Here is a 24,467-nt window from a genome sequence, read left to right on the forward strand (position 1 = left end):
ATAATTGTTTCAATAATAATTTTGTTTATTACAAAAAGAATAAATAAAATTATTAGAATAGAAAATATATCAAATTTTTTTATATTTAAAAGATCAAAATATGTAATATCAATATTTTTATCAGTATTGATTGTAAGTTTTGGATTATTTGTTTTTGAAGATATGATCTTTAGATCAACTGGATTTCTTAGTTTTAATAAAGTCTTTATATTTTTAATATTTGAGGTATTAAGTATTATAGTAATTAATTTTATAATAAATAAAATTTTATCTAATTTTATAAAATAAAAAGAGGCTTAAATGCCTCTTTTTATTTTAATAACATTTTTTTTAATTTATCAAGAGTTGATTTTGTTTTATCTAAATTTAATATATATTCACTTAAATTAGAATTTAAAAAAGCTAAACCTCTATCTGTAATAGAATAGATTTTTTTGCTTCTTTTATTTGATATATCTTCACCACTCCATTTTGATATGACATATTCTCGTTCTTCTAGCTCATATAAACTTTCATATATTGTACTTGATGAAACTGGAAATGGCATAGTAGAACAATCAAACATATCTTTAAAATCTGTTAGTATTTTATTTCCAAAAACAACTTCACCTTTTGCAAGTTCTTTTAATATATAAAGCATATATAACATTTTTGTATTTACAACATTTCTTGGAGCTACAATACGATTTCTTTTATTCATAAAACTTCTCCTTTAAAATAAAACTATTTAATTTAATTATACTTTAATAATATCTAATGGTAAATAAGCACAAATAAGTAACACAAAAATTAATTTGGAGAATAGTATATATTAACAAAAGATAAGGAGTTGATAAACATGTCAAGAAGACATCATAGATGTAACTCATGTTGTTGTAACAATTGTTGTAATGATTATTGCAATAATAATTGTTGTTTTAATAGAAGATATAATAGAGGCTGCTGCTCATATAATCGTGGCTTTAATAATAATTGTGGTTGTTCTAATCCTTTACTATGGTTATTATTTTTAAGTGGAGGATGGTTTTTCTAGTATATTAGTTAAGTAGTGAGTGATAAAGAATCAAAAATATGAGTCTTTATCACTCATAAGATTTTATAATTAATTATATGTATACACTAAACTTAACTAACAACATAATATAATAAGTGAATTTTATTAGCATTGTAAAATATTAAATTAATATATATAATCATATAAGAACAATAATTTGGAGGATTATAATGGAGGAAAGATTACAAAAATATATGGCATCATGTGGTGTGGCATCTAGAAGAAAATGTGAAGAATTAATTTTAAATGGAAGAGTTACTGTAAATGGAAATATAATAACTGAATTAGGTACTAAAGTAATCCCTAATAAAGATATTATTAAATTTGATGGAAAATTGATTTCAAAAGAAGAAAATAAAGTTTATATAATTTTAAATAAACCTGAAGGTTACATAACATCTTTAAAAGATGAAAAAAGAAGAAAGACAATATTAGATTTAGTTAATATAAAAGAAAGAATATTTCCAATAGGAAGATTAGATTATGACAGTTCAGGTTTATTACTACTAACAAATGATGGTGAAATATATAATAAAATAATACATCCAAGAGTTAAACTTGATAAGAAATATATAGCTGTAGTAAATGGAAGATTTACTGAAAAAGAGATGGAAACTTTTAGAAATGGAGTTGATATAGGAGGATATATTACTGCAACCTCTAATATAAGAGAAATTTCTTTTGAAAATAATTTATCTACAGTAGAAATTACTATTCATGAAGGCAAAAATAGACAAATAAGAAAAATGTGTTCTTCTTTTAATCATAATGTAATAAGTTTAAAGAGAGTAGCTATTGGAAAAATAAAGTTAGGTTATTTAAAAAAAGGAGAATTTAGAAATCTAACTAAAGAAGAGTTAGATTACATAAATTCTTTATAATATTAAGAGGTGTTAATTATAGTATGTTTAATTACGTAGGAGATATAAGTGAACTTTCTCATTATATAATAGATAAATTTTTAAAAAATAAAAATATTGCAATAGATGGAACATTGGGAAATGGACATGATAGTGATTTCTTATCAGATAATTTTAAAAAAGTATATAGTTTTGATATACAAAAAGAGCCTTGCAACAATTATTCTAGTAAAGAAAAAGATAATGTCATAGTTATATGTGATTCTCATGATAAGTTTGATACATATATAAAAGAAAATGTTGATTGTATTATGTATAATCTTGGTTTTTTACCTGGAGCTTCCAAAGAAATTACAACTATGCATGATACTTCTATAAAAAGTATAGAGAAAGGTTTAGAACTTCTTAATAAAGGTGGAATAATGACAATATGCATATATACTGGACATGATGAAGGTCAAAAAGAAAAAACTTGCATATTAGATTATGTTGAAAATCTTTCTAAAAAAGAATATGGAGTTATGCTACATAAGTTTTTAAATAGAAGTAAAACTGCTCCAATGCTAGTAATTATCGAAAAAAATAACTAAAATTATATTGATTAAATTTAATTTTAAAAATATATATTATTTTTATTGTAAATTTCAAATATGAAATTTATATTGAAAAAAATATCATTAAATGATAAAATATGTTTACAAAAGATTGCAAAGTGGGTAGATAGTACATGGATAAAGATTTTAATGATAACAAAGATTTAATGAGATTAATTCAAATAAAATTCCAAAGACTTAGTAAAGGTCAAAAACTTATTGCAGAATATATATTAAATAATTATGATAAAGCTGCATTTATGACCGCAGCAAAACTTGGAACATCTGTCGGAGTATCCGAATCAACAGTTGTAAGGTTTGCTAATGAATTAGGATTTAGTGGATATCCTAAACTTCAAAAAGCACTTCAAGAACTAATTAAAAATAAACTTACTACTGTACAAAGATTAGAACTTTCTAATGAATATATTTCTGATGGAGACGCTTTAAAAGGAGTTTTAAAGGCTGATATTGAAAACATTAGAGCAACTCTTGAAAAAATTAATCCTAACATATTTGAAGAAGTAGTTAATGAAATTTTTAAGGCAAATAATATATATATACTAGGACTTAGAAGTTCAACGGCAATAGCAGAATTTTTAGGATTTTATTTAAATATAATTCTACAAAATGTAAGAACTGTTAGTTATGGTATATCAGATATATTTGAACAAATGATAAATGTTAAAGAAGGAGATTTAGTAATTGGAATTGGTTTTCCAAGATATGCTTCAAAAACAATTGATGCTTTAGATTTTTCTAAAAATAAAGGAGCTACAGTTGTTGCTTTAACAGATAGTTTAATTTCTCCCTTAGCTGCAAAGGCAGATTTAGCATTAATTGCTCAAAGTAATATGGCATCATTTGTTGATTCACTTGTTGCGCCGCTATCACTTGTAAATGCTTTAATTATAGCAGTAGGAATGAGAGAAAAAGAAAACATTGCAAATACATTTTGTTCATTAGAAGAAATTTGGCAAGATTATAATATATATCAAATAAATAATAAAACTATTGGAGATCATGATAATTAGTGTGTATTTTATACACACTTTTTTTATTTGGAAAACTAATGTTAAATGTAGAAAAATATGGAGTTTTGGTGTTAAATTTAAAAAATATTATATTTATTTAGTTAACTTTTTTTTATGACTGTAGTACAATTGTTTTAATAATAAGGTGTCTTTTTTTAAATTTAATTTTAGACTTATTTAAATTTTAGTTTTACTATATGCCTTAATTAAATTTTTAATACTAATAACAAAATAATAAAAAAAGTTAGTATTTAGTTAAAATTATAGATATCTCTTATAAATTAAGGAGCTGATTAAATGAAAAAAGTAGTAGTTATAGGAGCTGGACCTGCTGGAATGATGGCAGCAATAACTGCAAGTAAAAATAATGAAGTAATTTTAATAGATGGTAATGATAGATTAGGAAAAAAACTATTTATTACAGGTAAGGGAAGATGTAATGTAACAAATAGTAAAGACATTTCAGAGTTCTTTAATTTTATTCCAGGAAATCCATACTTTTTATATAGTTCTTTGTATACTTTTACTAATGAAGATACAATTAATTTTTTTGAAAATGAAGGAATTAAGTTAAAAGTAGAAAGAGGGGGAAGGGTATTCCCAAATTCAGATAAATCATCAGATATAATTCGTGGATTATCTAATGCTATATCAAGATGTAATATAAAAGTACTTTTAAATAATAGAGTAACAAAAATATTAAAAGAAAATAATAAAATAATAGGTGTTGAAACAAATAATGAAAATATAATAAATGGTGATTATTTTATTATAGCTACAGGTGGGGCCTCTTATCCACTAACTGGTTCAAGGGGAGAAGGTCAGAAGTTTTCAAAGGAACTTGGACACAAAATTGAACCTTTAAAACCATCTTTAGTTCCAATAGAAATTAAGGAGAATCTAGTTAAAGAATTAATGGGATTATCTCTTAAAAACATTGAACTTACTATATACGAGAATGATAAAAAAGTTTTTAAAGATTTTGGAGAGATGATATTTACTCATTTTGGAATTTCAGGTCCGTTAGTTTTAAGTGGTAGTAGATTCATAAAAGAAAATAAATCTTATAAAATATCAATTGATTTAAAACCTGCTTTAGATCAAAAAGAATTAGATATTAGAGTGCAAAAAGACTTTAAAAAGTATATAAATAAGAATTTCAAAAATTCTTTAGATGATTTATTGCCAAAAAAACTTATACCAGTAATAATAAAATTATCTAATATAGATGAGAATAAGAAAGTTAATGAAATAACTAAAGATGAAAGAAAAAAATTAGTTTCAATAATAAAAAAATTAGAATTAACTGTAGATGGATTAAGACCTATTGAAGAAGCTATTGTTACAGCAGGAGGAGTAGATACTAAAGAAATAGATCCATCAACTATGAAAAGTAAAATAATTGATAATTTATCTTTTGCGGGAGAAGTTATAGATGTTGATGCATTTACAGGTGGTTATAATGTTCAAATAGCATTGTCTACTGGATATGTAGCTGGAAGTAATCTTTAAAATGCTTGTTATAAAATGAATAAAATTATATAATTAGATTTATAGTTGTTAATTTAGAAAGGTGGAAAATAATTTGAAAATATCAGTTGCAATAGATGGACCAGCGGGAGCAGGTAAAAGTACAATAGCTAAACTTGTTGCTAAAGAGTTTAATTTAATGTATATAAATACTGGTGCTATGTATAGAGCAGTTGCACTTAAATCATCAGAAAAAGGATTAACTCCTGAAAATAAAGAAGAAATATGTAATTTAATATCTAATATGGAAATGCATTTTGAAAATGATGATTTAATTTTAAATGGTGAAAATATTCAATCTAAAATAACTATGCCAGAAATTAGCAGTATAGTTTCTGCTTATGCATCAATTCCAGAAGTAAGAAAGCTTTTAGTGAAATTACAAAGAGACATGTCCAATAAATATAATGTTATAATGGATGGTAGGGATATAGGAACTGTTGTATTAAAAGATTCAAAGTTTAAAATTTTTTTAACAGCAACTCCAGAAGAAAGAGCTGAAAGAAGATATACAGAATTAGTAAATAGAAATATCGCTTGTTCTTATGATGAAATTTTAAAAGATATAATAAGAAGAGATCATGAAGATAGTACAAGGGAGACAGATCCTCTAAGAAAGGCTTCTGATGCAGTTGAAATTGATACAACAGGTTTAAATATTAAAGAAGTTACAAATAAAATTAATGATTTTATAAGATCTAAACTTAATTAGGAGAAAATTTATGAAAGAGATTATATTAGCTGAAAATGCTGGATTCTGCTTTGGGGTACAAAGAGCAGTTGAAAAATCACTTCAAATTAAGAAAAATTATAATAAAAGAATATATACATTAGGTCCATTAATTCACAATAATGATGTAGTTAAATATTTAGAAAAAAATGATATTTATGCTATTGACTATAATAATATAGATAAATTGAAAAGTGGAGATGTTATTGTAATAAGATCTCATGGGGTTCCAGAAGATGTAATTAAAAACTTAGAAGAAAAAGGCTTTGAGGTTATAAATGCAACTTGCCCATTTGTTACTAACATACAAAAAAAAGTAAAAAAATATTCTGGAGATGGGTATAATATAGTTATACTTGGTGATAAAAATCACCCAGAAGTAATAGGTATAAATGGGTGGTGTGAAAATAAAGCTATAATTACACCAGATGGAGAATTTAAAAAAGAAATTCCAAATAAAATATGTGCTGTTTCACAAACTACTGAAAAGGAAGCAAATTGGAAGAACACAGTTAATAACTTATCCAAAATAACTGATGATCTTATTACATTTAATACAATTTGTTCTGCGACAGAAGTGAGACAAAAAAGTGCTTATGAATTATCAAATGAAGTAGATGCAATGATTGTTATAGGAGGTAAAAATAGTTCTAATACAACTAAACTTTATCAAATTTCTAAAACAAATTGTGAAAATACAATTCATATTGAAAATTCTAAAGAATTGCCACATAATTTTATAAATAATAAAAATTTTAAAAAGATAGGAATTACAGCTGGTGCTTCAACACCGGATTGGATAATTAGGGAGGTTATTAATATTATGCAAAGTGAAAACAACATTAATGATGAACAATTACAATTAATGAATGAAATGGATAAAAGATTTCATATAGGTGATGAAATTGAAGGTGAAATTTTATCAATAGGAAGAGATGAAGTTGTTGTATCACTTATTGGATACAAGTCAGATGGAATAATTCCTTTTAAAGAATTAACAGCAAAGGCTGATCCAAAAAAATATTCAGAAAAATTAAATATTGGTGATGTAATAAAGGCTAAAGTTGTTAAACTTAACAATGAAAATGGTTTTGTTGTTTTATCAAGACTAGAGTATGAGAAAGAAGAAACTATAAATGATTTAGAAAATTTATTTAAAAACAATGAAACCTTTGAATTAAAAATTTCTGAAATTAAAGAAAAAGGATTAGTTGGATATTATAAAGGAATAAGAATATTTGTTCCTGCATCACAAATAGATATAAAATTTGTTAATGATAAGGATATTTACAAAGGTCAAACATTAGTTGTAAAATTAATAGATTTTAATAAGGAAAACCCTTCAAGAGTAGTAGCTTCAAGAAGAATAGTTCAAGAAGAAGAAAAAAACGCTAATGAAGAGAAAGTTCTAAGCTCATTAAAAGTTGGAGATATTGTAAAGGCTGAAGTAAAAAGATTTACAAATTTCGGTGCCTTTGCAGAGGTTAATGGGGTAGATGGATTAATTCATTTATCACAAATATCATGGAATCATGTAAAAAGAGCAGAAGATTATTTAAAAAGTGGAGATATAATTGATGTTAAGGTTATAGAACTAGATAAAGATAGTAAGAAATTATCTCTTAGTATAAAAGAACTTACTCCAGAACCATGGCAAAATGCTAAAGAAAAATATCCAGAAGGATCAATAGTTCTTGGAAAAGTAGTTAGAATAAATGATTTTGGTGCATTTGTTGAACTAGAACCAGGTGTAGATGGATTAGTTCACATATCTAAAATAAGCCATGATAGAATAGATAATCCTGGAGATATACTAACAGTAGGTCAAGAAATTAAAGCAAAAATATTATCAGTAGATGAAGAAAATAAAAGAATAAGCTTAAGCATTAAAGACGTTTAATATTTTATAACCCCTAGTAATAGGGGTTATTTTACAATAATTTATGGGGTGGATATTTTTATATGATATATTACGAGAAATTAAATAGTAAAAATTTCTCTAGCTTAATTGAATTAGTAGATGAATTTTCTAAAATTAATAATTATAGATGTAATATAGTAGAAATTTATAACAAATTAAACTTTATAAAAAAATTTTTTTATAAAAATAAAATTACTCTTATTTTATTAGATGATAAATATATTGGATATATTTATTATGACTTTATTACAATTGATACTATAGTAATAAATGATTTATATATAAAAGAAGATTTCTTAGATTATGTAACTATAAAAGATTTTAATAAATTTAAAAATAAAATTTTAATTTATCAAGTATATGAAGATGAATTAACAAAAAAAATTGTTTTGCAAAATGATTTTAAAAGAAGAAAGACAACTAAATTATTACATTTAGATATATTATATTTTCATAAAATATATGAAAACAAGAGAATTTCTTTTAGAACTTTTAAAAAGAATGCTGATGAAACACTTCGTTGTAATTTGCAAAACAATATTTTTTATAGTAATGATAGAATTCCTCTTGAAATAAAAGATATAAAATATGAAGAAAAACAAGAATTTTATAAAAAAGATTTATGCATATTTATGTTATTAGATAATAAGGAAATAGGTTATGGACAAATTGTATATAATAAAAATATGTATATGATTGTTAATTTTGGAGTATTAAAAGAGTATCGTGGGCTAGGATACGGAGAATATTTTCTAAATTATCTTGTAAATATGGCTTATAATTTAAATATAAAAGATCTATATATTAGAGTTGATTATGAAAATTATAAAGCATTAAATCTTTATAATAAAATAGGTTTTAAGTTCCTTGGTTATTATACAACTTGGATAAAATCATAATAAAAATAAAAAGATTAAGTTTTAATAACCTAATCTTTTTATTTTTATACTATATATGCTATAATGTTTAAAGTATATTATAAAACATATTATATTTTGGAGGAAACGGAATGAATTTTGATATAAAAAATATTGAAAATAACATAGAAAAAAATAAAGGACAACACTTTTTCATTTCTACATTTGGATGTCAAATGAATGAAGAAGACTCAGAAAAACTTTCTGGAATGCTTAAAAGAATAGGATATACAAGAACAGAAAATATAGATGATGCTTCAATAATAATTTTTAATACATGTTGTGTAAGAGAAAATGCTGAAAATAAGGTTTTTGGAAACTTAGGAGCCTTAAAAAAGCGTAAGGCAGAAAATCCAGACTTAATAATTGGTATATGTGGTTGTATGATGCAACAAAAGGGAATGGCAGATAAAATATTAAAAACTTTCCCATTTGTAGATATTATTTTTGGTACTCACAATTCATATAAATTCCCTGAATATTTACATAGAGTTAAAACTGAAGGGGTACAAGTTAAAGAGATATTTGATAAAGAAACTGAAATAATTGAAGGAATTCCAGTAGACAGAGAAAGTTCTGTTAAAGCTTATGTAACAATTATGTATGGCTGCAATAACTTTTGTACATACTGTATAGTTCCTTATGTTAGAGGTAGAGAAAGAAGTAGAAAACCTTCTGACATATTAAAGGAAGTTAATGATCTTGTAGCTAAAGGATATAAGGAAGTTACTCTTTTAGGTCAAAATGTTAATTCTTATGGAAAAGGCTTAGAAGAAGATGTAGATTTTGCAAAGTTACTTAGAATGATAAATGAAGTTAGTGGTTTAGAGAGAGTTAGATTTATGACTTCTCATCCTAAAGATTTAAATGAAGATGTAATAACTGCAATAAAAGAATGTGATAAGCTTTGTGAACAAGTACATTTACCAGTTCAAAGTGGATCAGATAGAATATTAAAAGAAATGAATAGACATTATGATAGAGAAAGATATATGTATTTAATTAATAAAATCAAAAAGGAAATTCCAGATGTAGCAATAACAACAGATATTATTGTAGGTTTCCCTGGAGAAACAGAAGAAGATTTTGAAGATACATTAAGCTTAGTAAATGAAGTAGGTTATGATTCAGCCTTTACTTTTATATATTCAAGAAGAAACCATACTCCAGCTGATAGAATGGAAAATCAAGTTCCAGATGATGTTAAACATGAAAGATTTAATAGACTTGTTGAAGCTGTAAATAAAAATGTTATTGCTGGAAACAAAAAATATGAAGGTAAAATAGTAGAGGTATTAGTTGAAGGTCCTAGTAAAAATGATGAAACAAAATTAATGGGAAGAACTAGAAATGGAAGATTAGTTAATTTCTCAGGTGATGAATCATTAGTTGGCACATTAGTTAACTTAAAAATAGTTAGAGCACAACCTTTTTCATTAATAGGTGAATTAGTTTAATAATATATAAAGGATAGCTAAAAATAAGCTATCCTTTAATTTTATAAATCTTGCATATAATTAAATTTTAGCTTATTCTATGGATATGATTATATAATGAGGGTGAAAAATTAATGATTAAGCAGAATTTTATAGAAGGTTTTAATAAAAGTGTTATCACTAGAAATCTTTCTGATGGCATGAGAGTTTTAAACAATGATTTAATTGAAGATATAAATTATTCTTTTTCTGAAAGTACTGGAGAAATTACTATAGATACAAGTGTTATTTCAGAAAATCTTTATAGTAAATATAATTGTAATATTGTTATAAATTCAAACACATATGAAGTTTTAAATACAAAATGCACTTGCAAAGATTTTGAAAAAAACGAAATTACTAAACATAATTATGTATGTAAACATTTGTGTGCATCCTTTTATAGATTTTTAGAGAAACTTAGTGATGATGAACTTTTAAAGAAACAATTAAATACCAATATAGATAATAAATTTAAGTCAAAAAATTCTATAGATACATTAGATATTTTATTAGGTGATAACTATAAAGATAATTTAAGAATTGATGTTTATATAAATAAAAATTCCTGGTCAAATAAAATTGGTGCTGAATTTAGAATAGGTATAAAACCTTCAAAAATGTATTTAATTAAAGATATAAATATGTTTTTAGTTAATAAATATAATGAAGTTCCAATTAAATATAGTAAAGATTTCACCTTTGATATTAAAAAGCAAAAACTATCTTATGAAGATATACGATTATTTAAATTTATTGAAGTTTTAAAAAATATAGATATAAACTCAAATAATTTTAAAAGAAGTCAAGATAGATATGTAAATGGTAAAGAAATTTGGATACCAAATGGTATAATTAGAAACTTTTTTGAAATTATTAAAAATAATAGGGTTTATTTAAATAATGGTTTTTATGCTAGAAAAATTGAAAGTGAAATTATAGAGGAGGATATTCCTCTTCCAATTGAATTATCAGAAAAAAATAACAATATTAAGTTAAAGCTTTTAAGAGGAATGCCAGAAGATTTAAGCGGAAATGGTGATGTATTTTTGTATGATACAATAATATATCTTCCATCTATGAATCAATGTGAAAAGTTATCTAACTTTATTAAAGTATTTTTAAATACAGATGAAATTAAATTTTTAGAACACCAAAAGGATAGAGTGTATAAAGAACTTATTCCAAATTTAAGAAAAGTTTCAAATACAGTAATATTAGATAAAAGTATTTCTAAAAATATAGTTGTCTCTTCAGTTAAATTTAAATTTTATTTTGATAGAGAAACCTCAATAATATTAAAGTTAAATGTTGTTTATGGAGAATTTGAATTTAATATATTTGATAGTATAAAAGATAAGTTTATTTATAGGGATACTAAAAAAGAAGAGGAAGTATTAAATTTATTAAAAAATCTTGGTATAGAAAGAATTGATAATAGTAATATATTTACTTTCTATAAAGAAGACGAATATATATTTGATTTTTTTAAAAACAATATAAATATTATTCAAGATATTGGAGAGGTATTTTATTCTGAAAAATTTAAAGGTATTGTTTCATTAGATAAAAATAAATTTAATGTAGATGTAAGAAGAGGAAAAGAAAACTATTTTAATTTTAGATATTCTGTATCAAATATTTCAGAAGAAGAATTTTATAATATTTTAAAAAGTTTTAAAGATAATAAAAAATATTATAGACTAGAAAATGGAGAATTTATTGATTTAGAAGAAATTCAAAATAAAGAACTTTTAAGAATTATTGATACATTAAGCGAAGAGAAAATACATACAAATGAAGTGGAATTTAGTACAAATAAAGCAATTTATGCTAATTTTAAATTAAATAAATTGTTTGGAGACTTTAATGGAAGCAACTTACTAAAGGATATAACTAAAAAATTAGAAAATATATCATCTAGTAAAACTTTAGTTCCAAAGGATTTAAAGGCAGACCTTAGAGATTATCAAATAAGTGGTTTAAAATGGTTTAATGATTTATACTCCTTAGGTTTTGGAGGTATTCTTGGGGATGAAATGGGACTTGGTAAGACAATACAAGCTATAAGTTTTATTTTATCAAATAAAGGTTCAAAATCATTAATTGTTGCTCCAACTTCTTTAATATATAATTGGAGAGATGAATTTTTAAAATTTGCTCCAAATTTAAAAGTTGCAATTGTAAATGGAAGTAAAAAATCAAGATGTGAGTTAATTAAAAATATTGATAAATACGATGTAATATTAACTACATATAATTTATTAAGAATAGATATTTTATTATATGATAAAATATACTTTGATATTTGCTTTTTAGATGAAGCTCAGTATATTAAAAATCCATTAGCTAAAAATACTAAAGCCTGTAAAAAAATAAACGCTAAAAGCAAATTTGCATTAACAGGAACACCAATGGAAAATAATTTAATGGAGCTTTGGTCAATTTTTGATTTTATAATGCCAGGATTTTTATATAGTAAAGATAGATTTAATTCACGCTATAATAGAGCCTTAGAAGAAGACGAGGTTATTATTAAAGAGCTTCAAATGTTAATATCTCCTTTTATACTTAGAAGATTGAAAAAAGATGTATTAAGTGAATTACCAGATAAAATTGAAAAAGTAATAAGTATAGATATGACAAGAGAACAAAAAAAGGTATATGCAAGTTATGCCAAATATGTAAATGATATTATTGAAGATAAAGTTCAAAATGATGAATTTAATAAGAGTAAAATTGAAATATTATCATATATAACTAAGCTTAGACAAATATGTTTAGATCCATCTTTAGTTATGGAAAATTATACAGGTGGAAGTGGAAAGTTTGAAGCGTTAATGGAAATTTTAAATGATATGATAGAAAATAATCATAAAGTACTTATATTTTCTCAGTTTACTTCTGTATTATCAAAAATTAAAGAATTACTAAACGCTAATAATTTAAGTTATTATTATATAGATGGTTCTATTAAATCATCAAAAAGACAGGAATTAGTAAATAAATTTAACAATGACTTAACTAATATATTTTTAATTTCTTTAAAAGCAGGAGGAACAGGTTTAAATCTTACAAGTGCAGATATAGTTATACATTTTGATCCATGGTGGAATCCAGCAGTTGAAGAACAGGCTACTGATAGAGCCCATAGAATAGGACAAAAAAGTGTTGTTGAAGTTATAAAGTTAATTTCAGAAGGAACTATTGAAGAAAAAATAATAAATCTTCAAGAAAAGAAAAAAGAAGTTATTGAAAATTTAATTGGAGAAGATTCTTTAAGTAATATGGCTTTTAGTAATCTTTCAAAAGATACAATATTTAAATTATTTGATAGGGATTAAATATTAATAGGAGCTATGTACTACATTAAATTAGTATATAGCTCTTTTTTTACGATTATGAAAGTTGATTTATAGTGATAATTTTGTTCATTTATTATAAGATGCTTATAGTTTATTCAATTAAAATTTTATGTTATACTTCAATAAGTATATATAAAATTTTTGATGAAAAAAGTTATTAAGAATTACGATAATTATAATATATAAATTTTATTTGATTATAAACTATATTAAAATTTGTTTAACCCTTTATTTGAAAGGGTTAATTTAAAAAGGTTAAGTGAGGTGAACATATATGGGTTTAACCCCTATGATGAAACAATACTTTGAAATAAAGGATAAATATAATGATTGTATATTATTTTTTAGATTAGGAGATTTTTATGAAATGTTCTTTGATGATGCAAAAACTGCATCTAGAGAATTAGAATTAGTTTTAACAGGTAGAGATTGTGGGTTAGAAGAAAGAGCTCCAATGTGTGGTATTCCATTCCATGCCTCTGCATCATATATATCAAGACTTATTAATAAAGGTTATAAAGTTGCAATATGTGAACAGGTAGAAGATCCAAGTGTTGCAAAGGGCTTAGTAAAAAGGGATGTAATAAAGGTAATTACTCCAGGAACTTATGTTGATGGTAATAATGAGAATGATTCTAATACTTATCTTTTAGCAATTTATGAAGGAAGCAATAATATAGGTCTTGCTCTTACTGATATAAGTACTGGTGAATTTAAAACAACATCCTTTACTTCTTTAAAGAGTACTTTATTTGATGAAATAACAAAAGTAAATCCAAAAGAAATAATTATAGATATAAATACTAATGAGAAATTTATTAATGAACTAGAAGGATATACTAATGCACTTTTAACAAAAAAAGATTTAAATAATTTTAAAGTTACTGATGAGAACTTAGTAGAACAATTTGGAGAAAACTCAATTTTAGAGTTAAGTGATGAAAGTAAAACAGCTTGTAAAATACTTTTAAAATATATTTTTGAAACTCAAAAAATTAGTCTTGCAAATATAAATTTTATTGAAAGATATAGTATTGTAAATTATATGACAATAGATGGTAACTCTAGAAGAAATTTAGAACTTACTGAAAGTATAAGAGAAAAAAGTAAAAAAGGTTCTCTTCTTTGGGTTATGGATAAAACATCTACTTCTATGGGAGGAAGAGTTTTAAGAAAATGGATAGATGAACCTCTTATATCTAAACAAGAAATAGAAAGAAGATTAAATGGAGTAGAGGAGCTTTACTTATCTATTGAATTAAATGAAGATATAAAAACTGCCCTTAAGGATATATACGATATAGAAAGAATAGTTGGTAAAATAGCAAATGGAAATGTTAATGGAAAGGATATGGTATCTCTTAGAACTTCTTTAAGTAAACTTCCATACATAAAAGAAATATTATCAAAAACTTCTTCAGATATATTAAAAGATTATTATGAAAACTTAGATGTATTAGAAGATTTAAAAGAACTATTATGTAAGTCTATATTAGATGATCCATCTATAAGTGTAAAAGAAGGAAATATAATTAAAGATGGATATTCACCTGAAGTTGATGAACTTAGACGTGCAAAACTTCATGGAAAGGAATGGATTGCTTCTTTAGAAAACAGTGAAAGAGAATTTACTGGAATAAAGTCATTAAAGGTTGGTTACAATAAAGTATTCGGATATTACATTGAAATAAGAAAAGCAAATTATTCATCAATACCTGAGGGAAGGTATATAAGAAAACAAACTCTTGCAAATTCAGAAAGATTTATAACTCAAGAACTAAAGGAAATGGAAGATAAAATTTTAGGTGCAGAAGAAAAACTAATTAATCTTGAATATTCTATATTCCTAGATATTAGAAATAAAGTTTCAAATGAAATTGCAAGATTAAAAAGAAGTGCTAAAATAATAGGTAACTTAGACTCTTTATCTACTTTAGCATTAATTGCTCTTGAAAATGATTATGTTAAACCAATAGTAAATGAAGAAGGAATTATAAATATTAAAGAAGGAAGACATCCAGTAGTTGAAAAGGTAATTGGAAGAGGAGAATTTGTATCTAATGATACTTTACTAAATAAAGATGATAATAGATTACTTCTAATAACAGGACCTAATATGGCTGGTAAATCAACTTATATGAGACAAGTAGCCTTAATTACATTAATGGCTCAAATTGGTTCCTTTGTTCCAGCAAAGAGTGCTAATATTTCAATATGTGATAAAATTTTTACAAGAATAGGTGCATCTGATGACTTAGCTGGAGGAAAATCTACATTTATGGTAGAAATGTGGGAAGTATCAAATATCTTAAAAAATGCAACTTCAAATAGTTTGGTTTTATTAGATGAAGTTGGAAGAGGTACTTCAACTTATGATGGATTAAGTATAGCTTGGTCTGTTATTGAATATATATCAAAAAATAATAACTTAAAATGTAAAACATTATTTGCAACCCATTATCACGAATTAACAAAGCTTGAAGGAAAAATAGGTGGGGTTAAAAATTATTCTGTTGCTGTAAAAGAGTTAGATAATACTATAATTTTCTTAAGAAAAATTATAGAAGGTGGAGCAGATGAATCCTATGGTATTGAAGTTGCAAAGCTTGCAGGACTTCCTGAAGATGTTATAAGTAGAGCTAGAGAAATATTAAATGAACTTGAAGGAACTAATACTAATAGGCTAAATGAGGAAAAAGATTTAGATCAAAATAAAATAGAAAAAGTAGAAGCTATTAGTGATGAAGTATCTATAGATAATAGTTCAAAACCTGAAATAAAAAAGGAAGAAATAAAAGAATCTATAGTAAAAGAAAGTGATATGCAAATAGATTTTACATTTATGGAAAAGGAAAATCTTATAAAAGAACTTTCAGAAGTTGATATATTAAGTTTAAATCCTCTTGAAGCTATGAATAAGCTTTATAAACTAGTTAGTGATGCTAAAAAGTTAAACTAGGAGGTGATAATTCTTGAATAGAATAAACCTATTAGATGAAAATACATCAAATAAAATTGCAGCGGGGGAAGTTGTTGAAAGGCCTTCCTCTGTTGTAAAAGAATTAGTAGAAAATAGTATTGATGCAGGTTCTAAAAATATTACTGTTGAAATTGAAGAGGGAGGATGCTCTTTAATAAAAATTATTGATGATGGAAATGGTATACACAAAGATGACATTAAAAAAGCATTTTTACCTCATGCAACAAGTAAAATTAAATCAATTGAAGACATATTTACAATAAATACTTTAGGCTTTAGAGGGGAAGCATTAGCTTCAATAGCTTCTGTTTCTAAAGTTAACTTAAAAACTAAAACTAATGAAAGTGACTTTGGACGTGAAATTTCAATTGAAGGTGGAGAAATATTAGAAGAGAAAGATTGTGGATGTAATAATGGAACTACAATTGAAGTTAGAGATTTATTTTTTAATGTTCCAGCTAGAAAGAAGTTTTTAAAGACCTTTACTAGAGAAGGTTCTATAATAAATGATATATTAAATAGAATATCAATTGCTAATCCTAATATTAGTTTTAAATTATATAATAACGGTAAAAAAGTCTTAAATACATTTGGCAGTGGTAATATAAAAGATGTTTTAAGAGCTATATATGGTAAGAAGATAAGTGACAACTTAATTAGTTTTAAAGGTGATAGAGATATTATTTCTATAAGTGGGTTTATTGGAAAAGAAGATATAGCTAGAGGATCTAGAAATAACCAAAGTATTTTTGTAAATGGAAGGTATATAAAAAATAAAACTTTAGTAGCAGCTGTAGAAAATGCTTTTAAATCCTTTAGTACAGTAAATAAGTTTCCTTTTTTTGTTTTATTTATAAATATATATCCACAGTATCTAGATGTAAACATTCATCCAACTAAGGCTGAAATTAAGTTTAAAGATGATAGAATAGTATTTAAGGCAGTATTTGATGCAGTCCACAGCGCTCTTAAAGAAAGTGTTTTTAATGAATTTAAGCTTCCAGAAGAAGAAACTACTTACACTGAAGAAAGTCATAAAAATATTGAAATGGATTTAGTATTTCAAGAAGATAAAGTTAAATTTAACTCCTTTGAAAAAAATCAAAAAATTAATAATATGGAAGATTTTTCAAAGGCAATAATAGAAGAAAAAGAAGAATTAAATAAACTTAAAGAAAAGTTAAATAATAAAGATATAAAGGTTTATAGTAATGAAACTAATTCTTCTAATGATTATAATTTAAATTATAATGATGTTATTAAAGAGTCTAATGATAATCACTCTATAATTTATAATAAAGATATTAATGATAAATTTGAAAAAAATAGTGTTTCTAAAGAAAATACTAATTATAATGCAATAAATGAAAAAGTTGCAAAATTTCCTCCTCTTAGAATTATTGGTCAATTTAATAAAACTTATATATTAGGGGAGTTTAATGAAGTACTATATCTTATAGACCAACATGCAGCCCATGAAAAAATATTATTTGAAAAATATATGAAGGATATAAAAGAAGGAACTATAGTAGTTCAGCCATTGTTAATACCTACTTTATTAGAACTAACTATTGATGATTTATCTTTTTATGAAGAAAATAAAGATGTATTTTTAAATTCAGGGTTTAAGATTGAAAGTTTTGGCGGAAATACTTTAGCGCTAAAGGAAGTTCCTTACTTTTTAGGAAAGTTAGATCCTAAAACTTTATTTTTAAGTATAATTGATGATTTGAAAAATTTAGGTAGTGGTAAAACAGTAGATATAAAATACAATAAAATTGCAACTATGGCATGTAAGTCAGCTGTAAAAGGCAATGATACCTTAAATGAACAGGAAATGATAAAGTTAATAGAGGATTTAAGATTTATAGATGATCCATTCCATTGTCCACATGGAAGACCAACAATTATAAAATTTACTAATTATGAATTAGAAAAAAAATTTAGAAGAATAGTTTAAAGGATGATTTCACATATGAAAAAACAAAAAATATTAGTTCTAGGTGGTCCTACAGCTGTAGGAAAAACAGCTTTATCAATAGAACTTGCAAAAAAATTAAATGGTGAAATAATATCAGCAGATTCAATGCAAATATATAAATATATGGATATAGGTTCAGCAAAAGTTACTAAAGAGGAAATGGATGGTATTAAACATTATATGATTGATATAATAAATCCAGATACTAAGTTTTCAGCTGCCGACTACAAGAGTTTAGGAGAAGAGGCTATTAAGAAAATTTATTCTAAAAATAAGTTGCCAATAATAGCTGGTGGTACTGGAATGTATATAAATGCATTAACTTGTAATATGGATTTTACTGAAGCCTCTAAAGATGAAAAATATAGAAAATTTTTAGAAGATATGGCTGAGGAAAAAGGAAATGAATATATCCATAATTTATTAAAGGATATAGACCCTATAAGTTATAAAGAAATACATGCTAACAATAGAAAAAGGGTAATACGTGCCCTTGAAGTATTTAAATTAACAGGCAAACCCTTTAGTTCATTTAATGCTGGAGATGATTTTTATAAATCTCCATATGAAGTTTATTATTATGTTCTTACAATGGATAGGGAAAAGCTTTATTCCAGAATTAATAAAAGGGTAGATATTATGATTAATTCTGGATTAGAAGAAGAATGTTTAAAGTTAAAAGAAAAAGGATATACTCCAGATATGCAATCAATGCAGGGAATTGGATATAAGGAAATGTTATACTATTTAGATGGTAAAATTTCTTTAGATGAAGCTATAGAAATGATAAAGAAAGGATCAAGAAATTATGCTAAACGTCAATTGACATGGTTTAGAAGAGATACTAGAGTTATATTCTTAAATAAAGATAATCTAACTGATTTAGAAATAGTAGACAAAATAATTAATGACATTAATATGAAGTAGTTGTATAATATATTTAATGGTGTATTGGTATTTAAAGTGGAGGTATTTTATGAATAAACAACAAAATAATTTACAAGATATTTTTTTAAATGGTGCAAGGAAAAATAAAATTCCAGTAGAAGTATATCTTACAAATGGATATAAACTTAAAGGGTTTGTTAAGGGATTTGATAGTTTTACAGTAGTACTAGATTGTGATGGAAAGCAAATGTTAGTTTATAAACATGCAGTTACAACAATAACTCCCGCAACACCTATTCTATTTGTAAATAATGAAGTAGATAACGATTAATGAATAGGCACTAGTTGCCTATTTATTTTTGCGTTTAAAATAGGAGGAATATATGTTAAAAATTACAGAAGATTTTGTAACAAAAAAATATAATATTCAAAGTAATGCATTTGAAATTTATAAAAAAGCGTTAGATGATGTAAAAGAAAAATTTAAAAAGTTAGATGAAATAAGAGAATATAATCAATTTAAGGTATTATCAGCATTTCAAGAAGAAAGGATTAGTGATAGCCACTTTACTAATACAACTGGTTATGCTTATGATGATATGGGTAGAGATGGATTAGATAAAGTTTATGCAAGAGTTTTTAATACAGAAGCTGCTATAGTAAGACCTCACTTTGTAAATGGTACTCATGCAATTGGTACTGCATTATTTGGAAACTTAAGACCTGGGGATACTTTACTTGCAATTTCAGGAACACCTTATGATACCCTTCATGATGTAATAGGACTAAATGGCAAAAAGGGTATGGGTTCTTTAATAGAGTATGGAATAAATTATAGTGAAGTTGATTTAATTGATGAAAAAGATTTTGATTTAAATGGAATTAAGGAAGCTATTTTAAAAGATCCAACAATAAAAATGGTACATATACAAAGAAGTACTGGCTATAGTACAAGAAGTTCTTTAAAGCTTAATCAAATTAAAGAGGCTCTAAATTTAGTTAAAAGTTTAAATGAAAATATTATTGTTTTCGTTGATAATTGCTATGGAGAATTTGTTGATGTGATGGAACCAACAGATTTTGGAGCAGATTTAATGGCAGGTTCTTTAATTAAAAACATAGGAGGAGGAATTTCTCCAACTGGTGGATATATAGTAGGAAAAAGAGAATTAGTAGAAAATGCTTCATTTAGACTTACTGTTCCTGGAATAGGAGGAGAGTGTGGTGCAACGTTAGGAGTTATGAGAACACTTCTTCAAGGATTCTTCTTAGCACCTCATGTTACAATTGAAGCTGTTAAAAGTTCAATATTTTGTGCAAGAGTTATGGAGCTTGCTGGATTTAATGCAAAACCAGCATCTAATGAAGATAGAACTGATATAGTACAAACTGTTATATTTAATAATAAAGAGAAATTAATTGAATTTATTAAAGGAATACAACAAGGATCACCTATCGATTCTTTTGTACATTGCATACCAACTCCAATGCCAGGATATGAAGATGAAGTAATAATGGCAGCAGGTGCATTTATACAAGGATCATCTATTGAATTATCTGCTGATGCTCCAATTAGAGAACCATATATTGCTTATATTCAAGGTGGATTAACATTTGATCATGCAAAAATAGGAATATTAATTGCTTTAAACAGAGTTTTAAATAATTAAAAATCAAAAGCACCATTTAAAGATTAAATTTGTATAATCCTTAAATGGTGCTTTAAATTTATTTTTTAATATGCTCTAAAAATTCCAACTAATTTACCTAATATTTTGCAGTCATCAACTATTATAGGATCCATAGAAGCATTTTCAGGTTGAAGTCTTATATGATCCTTTTCCTTAAAAAATCTTTTAATAGTTGCATTATCACCTATTAAAGCAACTACTATATCTCCATTAATTGCAGATTGAGTTTTTTCAATTATAGCTAAATCATTGTTATTAATTCCTGCATTTATCATACTATTACCATTAACTTTAAGCATAAATAATTCATTATTATGTTTAATAAAATCAATTGGTATAGTAAAGGTATCTTCTATATTTTCTGTTGCTAGGATTGGAGTACCAGCAGTTATATTACCTACTATAGGAATATTAATCATTTCACGTTTTGGTTGCGAAAATTCAACAATTTCAAGAGCTCTTGGTTTTGTGGGATCTCTTTTTATAAGGCCTTTTTTTTCTAATCTTTTTAGGTGACCATGTACTGTTGATGTAGATTTTAAACTTACGGCCTCACAAATTTCTCTTACAGATGGTGGATATCCCTTATTTTCAGTATAGTTTTTTAAAAACTCATATATTTGACTTTGTTTATCTCTGCTCTCTAACATTGTATAGCACCTCACATTCTTTATAATAATTATAGCATATGAACAAAAAGATATCAAACTTATGTTCTATTTGAAATTATCATATTATTTTGTTATAATGTAGTTTGATTTTATACACTTAAAAAGGTGGTGTAATAATGAAAGAAAAATATACTGAAGATGATTATTGCGATTTATACGAAAATAAAATATGTGATAATTGTGGTAAATGCTTGGAGGATCAGGGAGTAGATATAAGAGCTATAAAAATTGAAGATATAGCTAAGAATGTTGAAGAAAATAAAATACTAGAAGAAGAATGGAAAAATATGATTGCTAAAGCTCAAAATATAGATCCATCTATTGATAAAGAAGATCTTGAAAAAGCTTTAAAAGAAGCTTATTCATCAATTAATCTAAAGGAAAGCGAAAATGTTTCAAAGGAAGATGAAGATGGTGAATATATTGACGCCTTTGAATTTGTTGAATATTTAGATGAAGCAGATCTTTTTGAAGATAATTTAGAAGAAGAAACAGAAGAAATATTTCCAGGTGTTAGAAAATTAATAAAGAAAAAGAAATAAATTAAAATTATTAAAGAAGTAGATAATAAATTCATCTGCTTCTTTTTATTTTAGAATAAAATATTTAAATTAAATGAATACTAATATTGAAATAATATATTAGGAGAGATGTAATATGAATAAAAGAAAACTAAGCAAAATAGTTTTAATAGCTGGTATAATCGCATCATCAGTTTCATTTATTGGTTGTAATGCAGCAAATAAAATGGCTAATGATACTAAAAATGCAGTTAAAGAAGGTACAAACGACACCAAAAATGCTATTGAAAAAGGTAAAGAAGATTTAAAAAACACTACAGAAGAAGTTAAAAAGAAATTTGATGAAACAGAAACAAAATATACTAAAGATCAATTTATGAAAGACTTAAAAGCAAAAGGATTTGATCCTAAAGTATCCAAAGAAGAAAATAATAGTTCAAAAAATAAAAATATGAAGATTTTTTCTGTAAATAAGGAAGTTATAAAAATAAAAGGAGGAGAGTTGTCTTTATATGAATATGGTCCTGATGAAAAGGGAACACTTGAAAAAGATATGAATTCAATAACAAATAGCGGAGCAAATATTAATGGCAATCCTATGACTTGGAATGTAAAACCTCATTTTTATAGAAAGGGAAGAGTTCTAATTGTATATGATGGTGATTCTAAAGAAATACTAACTTCCCTTAAAGAAATTTTAGGAGATCCTATTATATAAAGATATTTTAACTCTAAATAATTATACAAAGATAAAGATACTGTTTATATATGTTTTATAAAAAACAGTATCTTTATCTATGAAATTTATTTTATTTTTGATAAAGGGTTTGATTTTACAGCTTCTCTTAAAGTATCATCATCGACATGAGTGTATATTTGAGTTGTTGATATATTTTCATGACCTAATAAATCTTGAAGTGATCGTATATCCACATCTCCATACTTATACATTAATGTAGCAGCGGTATGTCTTAATTTGTGAGGAGTATATTTTTCATCTGTTAATCCTGCAGTTTTAGTATATTTTTTAACCATTAATTCAACTGTTCTCTTATTGATAGGTGTACCTCTATTAGATAAAAATAAATATTTTTTATTTTCTTCTGTAACTTTAGAAACATCTCTATGTTTTAGATAATTGTCTAAGGCCTTAAGGCAAGCTTCATTTAAATAAACAGTTCTTTCTTTATTACCTTTACCTATTATAGTTAATATATCTCCAGAAATCTTATCTAATCTAATACTACAAAGTTCAGATAACCTCATTCCACAATTTAAAAAGAGAGTTAATATACAGTAATCTCTATAATAATTTTTATTTTTTTTATCCATAGAATTTAATAACCGTATACTTTCATCTAAAGTTAAGTAAATAGGATGTCTTTTATTTATTTTAGGTGATTCAAGCTCTAAAGTTGGATTTTCATCTATTATTTTCGCTTTATTTTGTAAATACTTAAAAAATGATTTTAATGTTGCAACTTTTCTAGCTCTAGCATAAGAACTGTTATGTCTATATTTTTCCAAAAAACTCATAAAAGCATATAATTCTGATAACTTTATATCCTTAATAAATTTAGTATCAATATCATTTATAGGAATTTCATTAAGTTCATCAAGATTTTTATATAAATCTTCATATCTATATAATTTTAAAAATCTAAAAAACATAATTAAATCAATTTTATATCCATCTATCGTATTTATTGACTTTCCACGTATAGTTTCTAAATAATTTAAAAAATCTACTACAATTTTAGGTAGAAGTTCTTCCTTTTTTAAATCTTTAAGGTCATAGATCATTATTACACCTACTTTATTTAATTTATATTATCTATAAATTGTAGCATATTTATTATAAAAAGAGAATTATATAAAAAATTAAATATAATCAATTAAAAATTAATTATAATATAAATTATTTCGCTAAATATACATTTAGCGAAATAATTTATAAGTAACAATAAATATTGAATTTAAATTTTAATAATTTATATATATTTATAAGAAAAATTATTAGAAAATTCTACAGATTAGATAAATCTAACTATTTCAATTTATTTATTTTTAAAAATTTTATTTTTATTAATTTCTAGTATTTGTACCTTTGAAATTTTCTAGAAATATTTTTTTGAAATAAATCCATGTCGCTTTAAAAATTTTAAATGTTATTTTTATAATTTTAAATACTATAAGTAAAACCAACTTATAAATCTTTATTACTTAATAATATACTTTCCATCAATTAACTAAATG

Annotated in this window: 21 protein-coding genes; 18 read left to right on the forward strand and 3 right to left on the reverse strand. The window is 24.7% G+C overall.

Going from position 1 to position 24,467, the window contains the following annotated elements; all coding sequences use genetic code 11:
- Positions 1-288 (forward strand): hypothetical protein (locus J2Z53_RS00005; RefSeq protein WP_209795164.1); only part of this gene is annotated, 288 nt, incomplete at its 5' end.
- A 22-nt stretch (positions 289-310) separates the two neighbouring features.
- On the opposite strand, the gene J2Z53_RS00010 is transcribed toward J2Z53_RS00005, so the two are convergent.
- Complete coding sequence (locus J2Z53_RS00010) at positions 311-700, reverse strand: PadR family transcriptional regulator (protein ID WP_209795165.1); 390 nt, start codon at positions 698-700, stop codon at positions 311-313.
- Positions 701-838: 138 nt separating this feature from the next.
- Here J2Z53_RS00010 and J2Z53_RS00015 point away from each other — a divergent pair, with 138 nt between their 5' ends.
- The 15 genes from J2Z53_RS00015 to J2Z53_RS00085 all read left to right on the forward strand — a co-directional run bounded on the left by J2Z53_RS00015 (position 839) and on the right by J2Z53_RS00085 (position 20,998).
- Positions 839-1,033, forward strand: coding sequence for a hypothetical protein (locus J2Z53_RS00015; protein ID WP_209795166.1), 195 nt, complete (start codon positions 839-841; stop codon positions 1,031-1,033).
- A 191-nt stretch (positions 1,034-1,224) separates the two neighbouring features.
- Positions 1,225-1,935 carry a pseudouridine synthase gene (locus J2Z53_RS00020; protein ID WP_209795167.1) on the forward strand — a complete coding sequence of 237 codons (711 nt, stop codon included), beginning with the start codon at positions 1,225-1,227 and terminating at the stop codon, positions 1,933-1,935.
- 23 nt (positions 1,936-1,958) lie between these two features.
- The gene (locus tag J2Z53_RS00025; protein ID WP_209795168.1) at positions 1,959-2,504 is read left to right on the forward strand and encodes a tRNA (mnm(5)s(2)U34)-methyltransferase; all 546 of its coding nucleotides are present in this window, start codon (positions 1,959-1,961) and stop codon (positions 2,502-2,504) included.
- Between the two features lie 137 nt (positions 2,505-2,641).
- The gene (locus J2Z53_RS00030; RefSeq protein ID WP_209795169.1) at positions 2,642-3,541 is read left to right on the forward strand and encodes a MurR/RpiR family transcriptional regulator; all 900 of its coding nucleotides are present in this window, start codon (positions 2,642-2,644) and stop codon (positions 3,539-3,541) included.
- Between the two features lie 297 nt (positions 3,542-3,838).
- A complete protein-coding gene (locus J2Z53_RS00035; RefSeq protein ID WP_209795170.1) occupies positions 3,839-5,053 on the forward strand; it encodes a BaiN/RdsA family NAD(P)/FAD-dependent oxidoreductase in 1,215 nt (404 codons plus the stop codon).
- 73 nt (positions 5,054-5,126) lie between these two features.
- Positions 5,127-5,783, forward strand: coding sequence for a (d)CMP kinase (cmk, locus tag J2Z53_RS00040; protein WP_209795171.1), 657 nt, complete (start codon positions 5,127-5,129; stop codon positions 5,781-5,783).
- Positions 5,784-5,793: 10 nt separating this feature from the next.
- Positions 5,794-7,701, forward strand: coding sequence for a bifunctional 4-hydroxy-3-methylbut-2-enyl diphosphate reductase/30S ribosomal protein S1 (locus J2Z53_RS00045; RefSeq protein ID WP_209795172.1), 1,908 nt, complete (start codon positions 5,794-5,796; stop codon positions 7,699-7,701).
- Positions 7,702-7,763: 62 nt separating this feature from the next.
- Positions 7,764-8,621 (forward strand): GNAT family N-acetyltransferase, encoded by an 858-nt coding sequence (locus J2Z53_RS00050; protein ID WP_209795173.1) that lies wholly within the window; start codon positions 7,764-7,766, stop codon positions 8,619-8,621.
- Between the two features lie 110 nt (positions 8,622-8,731).
- Complete coding sequence (miaB, locus tag J2Z53_RS00055) at positions 8,732-10,096, forward strand: tRNA (N6-isopentenyl adenosine(37)-C2)-methylthiotransferase MiaB (protein ID WP_209795174.1); 1,365 nt, start codon at positions 8,732-8,734, stop codon at positions 10,094-10,096.
- Between the two features lie 113 nt (positions 10,097-10,209).
- Positions 10,210-13,458, forward strand: coding sequence for a DEAD/DEAH box helicase (locus tag J2Z53_RS00060; protein ID WP_209795175.1), 3,249 nt, complete (start codon positions 10,210-10,212; stop codon positions 13,456-13,458).
- A gap of 295 nt (positions 13,459-13,753) precedes the next feature.
- Positions 13,754-16,438 carry a DNA mismatch repair protein MutS gene (gene mutS, locus J2Z53_RS00065; protein ID WP_209795176.1) on the forward strand — a complete coding sequence of 895 codons (2,685 nt, stop codon included), beginning with the start codon at positions 13,754-13,756 and terminating at the stop codon, positions 16,436-16,438.
- A gap of 13 nt (positions 16,439-16,451) precedes the next feature.
- Positions 16,452-18,419 carry a DNA mismatch repair endonuclease MutL gene (mutL, locus tag J2Z53_RS00070; protein ID WP_209795177.1) on the forward strand — a complete coding sequence of 656 codons (1,968 nt, stop codon included), beginning with the start codon at positions 16,452-16,454 and terminating at the stop codon, positions 18,417-18,419.
- A gap of 15 nt (positions 18,420-18,434) precedes the next feature.
- Positions 18,435-19,367 carry a tRNA (adenosine(37)-N6)-dimethylallyltransferase MiaA gene (gene miaA / locus J2Z53_RS00075; RefSeq protein WP_209795178.1) on the forward strand — a complete coding sequence of 311 codons (933 nt, stop codon included), beginning with the start codon at positions 18,435-18,437 and terminating at the stop codon, positions 19,365-19,367.
- Between the two features lie 49 nt (positions 19,368-19,416).
- A complete protein-coding gene (gene hfq, locus J2Z53_RS00080) occupies positions 19,417-19,659 on the forward strand; it encodes an RNA chaperone Hfq (protein WP_209795179.1) in 243 nt (80 codons plus the stop codon).
- Between the two features lie 52 nt (positions 19,660-19,711).
- Positions 19,712-20,998: a methionine gamma-lyase family protein gene (locus J2Z53_RS00085; protein ID WP_209795180.1), complete on the forward strand. Its 1,287-nt coding sequence runs from the start codon at positions 19,712-19,714 to the stop codon at positions 20,996-20,998.
- A gap of 65 nt (positions 20,999-21,063) precedes the next feature.
- On the opposite strand, the gene lexA is transcribed toward J2Z53_RS00085, so the two are convergent.
- A complete protein-coding gene (gene lexA, locus J2Z53_RS00090; RefSeq protein WP_209795181.1) occupies positions 21,064-21,669 on the reverse strand; it encodes a transcriptional repressor LexA in 606 nt (201 codons plus the stop codon).
- 137 nt (positions 21,670-21,806) lie between these two features.
- On the opposite strand from lexA, the gene J2Z53_RS00095 reads away from it, so the two are divergent.
- Both J2Z53_RS00095 and J2Z53_RS00100 read left to right on the forward strand, forming a co-directional pair.
- The gene (locus J2Z53_RS00095) at positions 21,807-22,232 is read left to right on the forward strand and encodes a hypothetical protein (RefSeq protein WP_209795182.1); all 426 of its coding nucleotides are present in this window, start codon (positions 21,807-21,809) and stop codon (positions 22,230-22,232) included.
- Positions 22,233-22,347: 115 nt separating this feature from the next.
- Complete coding sequence (locus tag J2Z53_RS00100; protein ID WP_209795183.1) at positions 22,348-22,929, forward strand: hypothetical protein; 582 nt, start codon at positions 22,348-22,350, stop codon at positions 22,927-22,929.
- A gap of 86 nt (positions 22,930-23,015) precedes the next feature.
- Here the strand turns inward: J2Z53_RS00100 and J2Z53_RS00105 are convergent, their stop codons facing one another.
- Entirely contained in the window at positions 23,016-24,014 is a 999-nt protein-coding gene (locus tag J2Z53_RS00105) for a tyrosine recombinase XerC (RefSeq protein ID WP_209795184.1), read from the reverse strand.
- Positions 24,015-24,467 lie beyond the last annotated feature (453 nt).

The sequence above is a fragment of the Clostridium moniliforme genome, assembly GCF_017873235.1.
GTDB classification, from domain to species: domain Bacteria; phylum Bacillota; class Clostridia; order Clostridiales; family Clostridiaceae; genus Clostridium; species Clostridium moniliforme.

What these genes read in the sequence shown, in the direction of transcription:
- J2Z53_RS00010 (WP_209795165.1), bottom strand. Translation starts at nt 700, where the DNA reads ATGAATAAAAGAAATCGTATTGTAGCTCCAAGAAATGTTGTAAATACA.
- J2Z53_RS00015 (WP_209795166.1), top strand. Translation starts at nt 839, where the DNA reads ATGTCAAGAAGACATCATAGATGTAACTCATGTTGTTGTAACAATTGT.
- J2Z53_RS00020 (WP_209795167.1), top strand. Translation starts at nt 1,225, where the DNA reads ATGGAGGAAAGATTACAAAAATATATGGCATCATGTGGTGTGGCATCT.
- J2Z53_RS00025 (WP_209795168.1), top strand. Translation starts at nt 1,959, where the DNA reads ATGTTTAATTACGTAGGAGATATAAGTGAACTTTCTCATTATATAATA.
- J2Z53_RS00030 (WP_209795169.1), top strand. Translation starts at nt 2,642, where the DNA reads ATGGATAAAGATTTTAATGATAACAAAGATTTAATGAGATTAATTCAA.
- J2Z53_RS00035 (WP_209795170.1), top strand. Translation starts at nt 3,839, where the DNA reads ATGAAAAAAGTAGTAGTTATAGGAGCTGGACCTGCTGGAATGATGGCA.
- J2Z53_RS00045 (WP_209795172.1), top strand. Translation starts at nt 5,794, where the DNA reads ATGAAAGAGATTATATTAGCTGAAAATGCTGGATTCTGCTTTGGGGTA.
- J2Z53_RS00050 (WP_209795173.1), top strand. Translation starts at nt 7,764, where the DNA reads ATGATATATTACGAGAAATTAAATAGTAAAAATTTCTCTAGCTTAATT.
- miaB (WP_209795174.1), top strand. Translation starts at nt 8,732, where the DNA reads ATGAATTTTGATATAAAAAATATTGAAAATAACATAGAAAAAAATAAA.
- J2Z53_RS00060 (WP_209795175.1), top strand. Translation starts at nt 10,210, where the DNA reads ATGATTAAGCAGAATTTTATAGAAGGTTTTAATAAAAGTGTTATCACT.
- mutS (WP_209795176.1), top strand. Translation starts at nt 13,754, where the DNA reads ATGGGTTTAACCCCTATGATGAAACAATACTTTGAAATAAAGGATAAA.
- miaA (WP_209795178.1), top strand. Translation starts at nt 18,435, where the DNA reads ATGAAAAAACAAAAAATATTAGTTCTAGGTGGTCCTACAGCTGTAGGA.
- hfq (WP_209795179.1), top strand. Translation starts at nt 19,417, where the DNA reads ATGAATAAACAACAAAATAATTTACAAGATATTTTTTTAAATGGTGCA.
- J2Z53_RS00085 (WP_209795180.1), top strand. Translation starts at nt 19,712, where the DNA reads ATGTTAAAAATTACAGAAGATTTTGTAACAAAAAAATATAATATTCAA.
- lexA (WP_209795181.1), bottom strand. Translation starts at nt 21,669, where the DNA reads ATGTTAGAGAGCAGAGATAAACAAAGTCAAATATATGAGTTTTTAAAA.
- J2Z53_RS00095 (WP_209795182.1), top strand. Translation starts at nt 21,807, where the DNA reads ATGAAAGAAAAATATACTGAAGATGATTATTGCGATTTATACGAAAAT.
- J2Z53_RS00100 (WP_209795183.1), top strand. Translation starts at nt 22,348, where the DNA reads ATGAATAAAAGAAAACTAAGCAAAATAGTTTTAATAGCTGGTATAATC.
- J2Z53_RS00105 (WP_209795184.1), bottom strand. Translation starts at nt 24,014, where the DNA reads ATGATCTATGACCTTAAAGATTTAAAAAAGGAAGAACTTCTACCTAAA.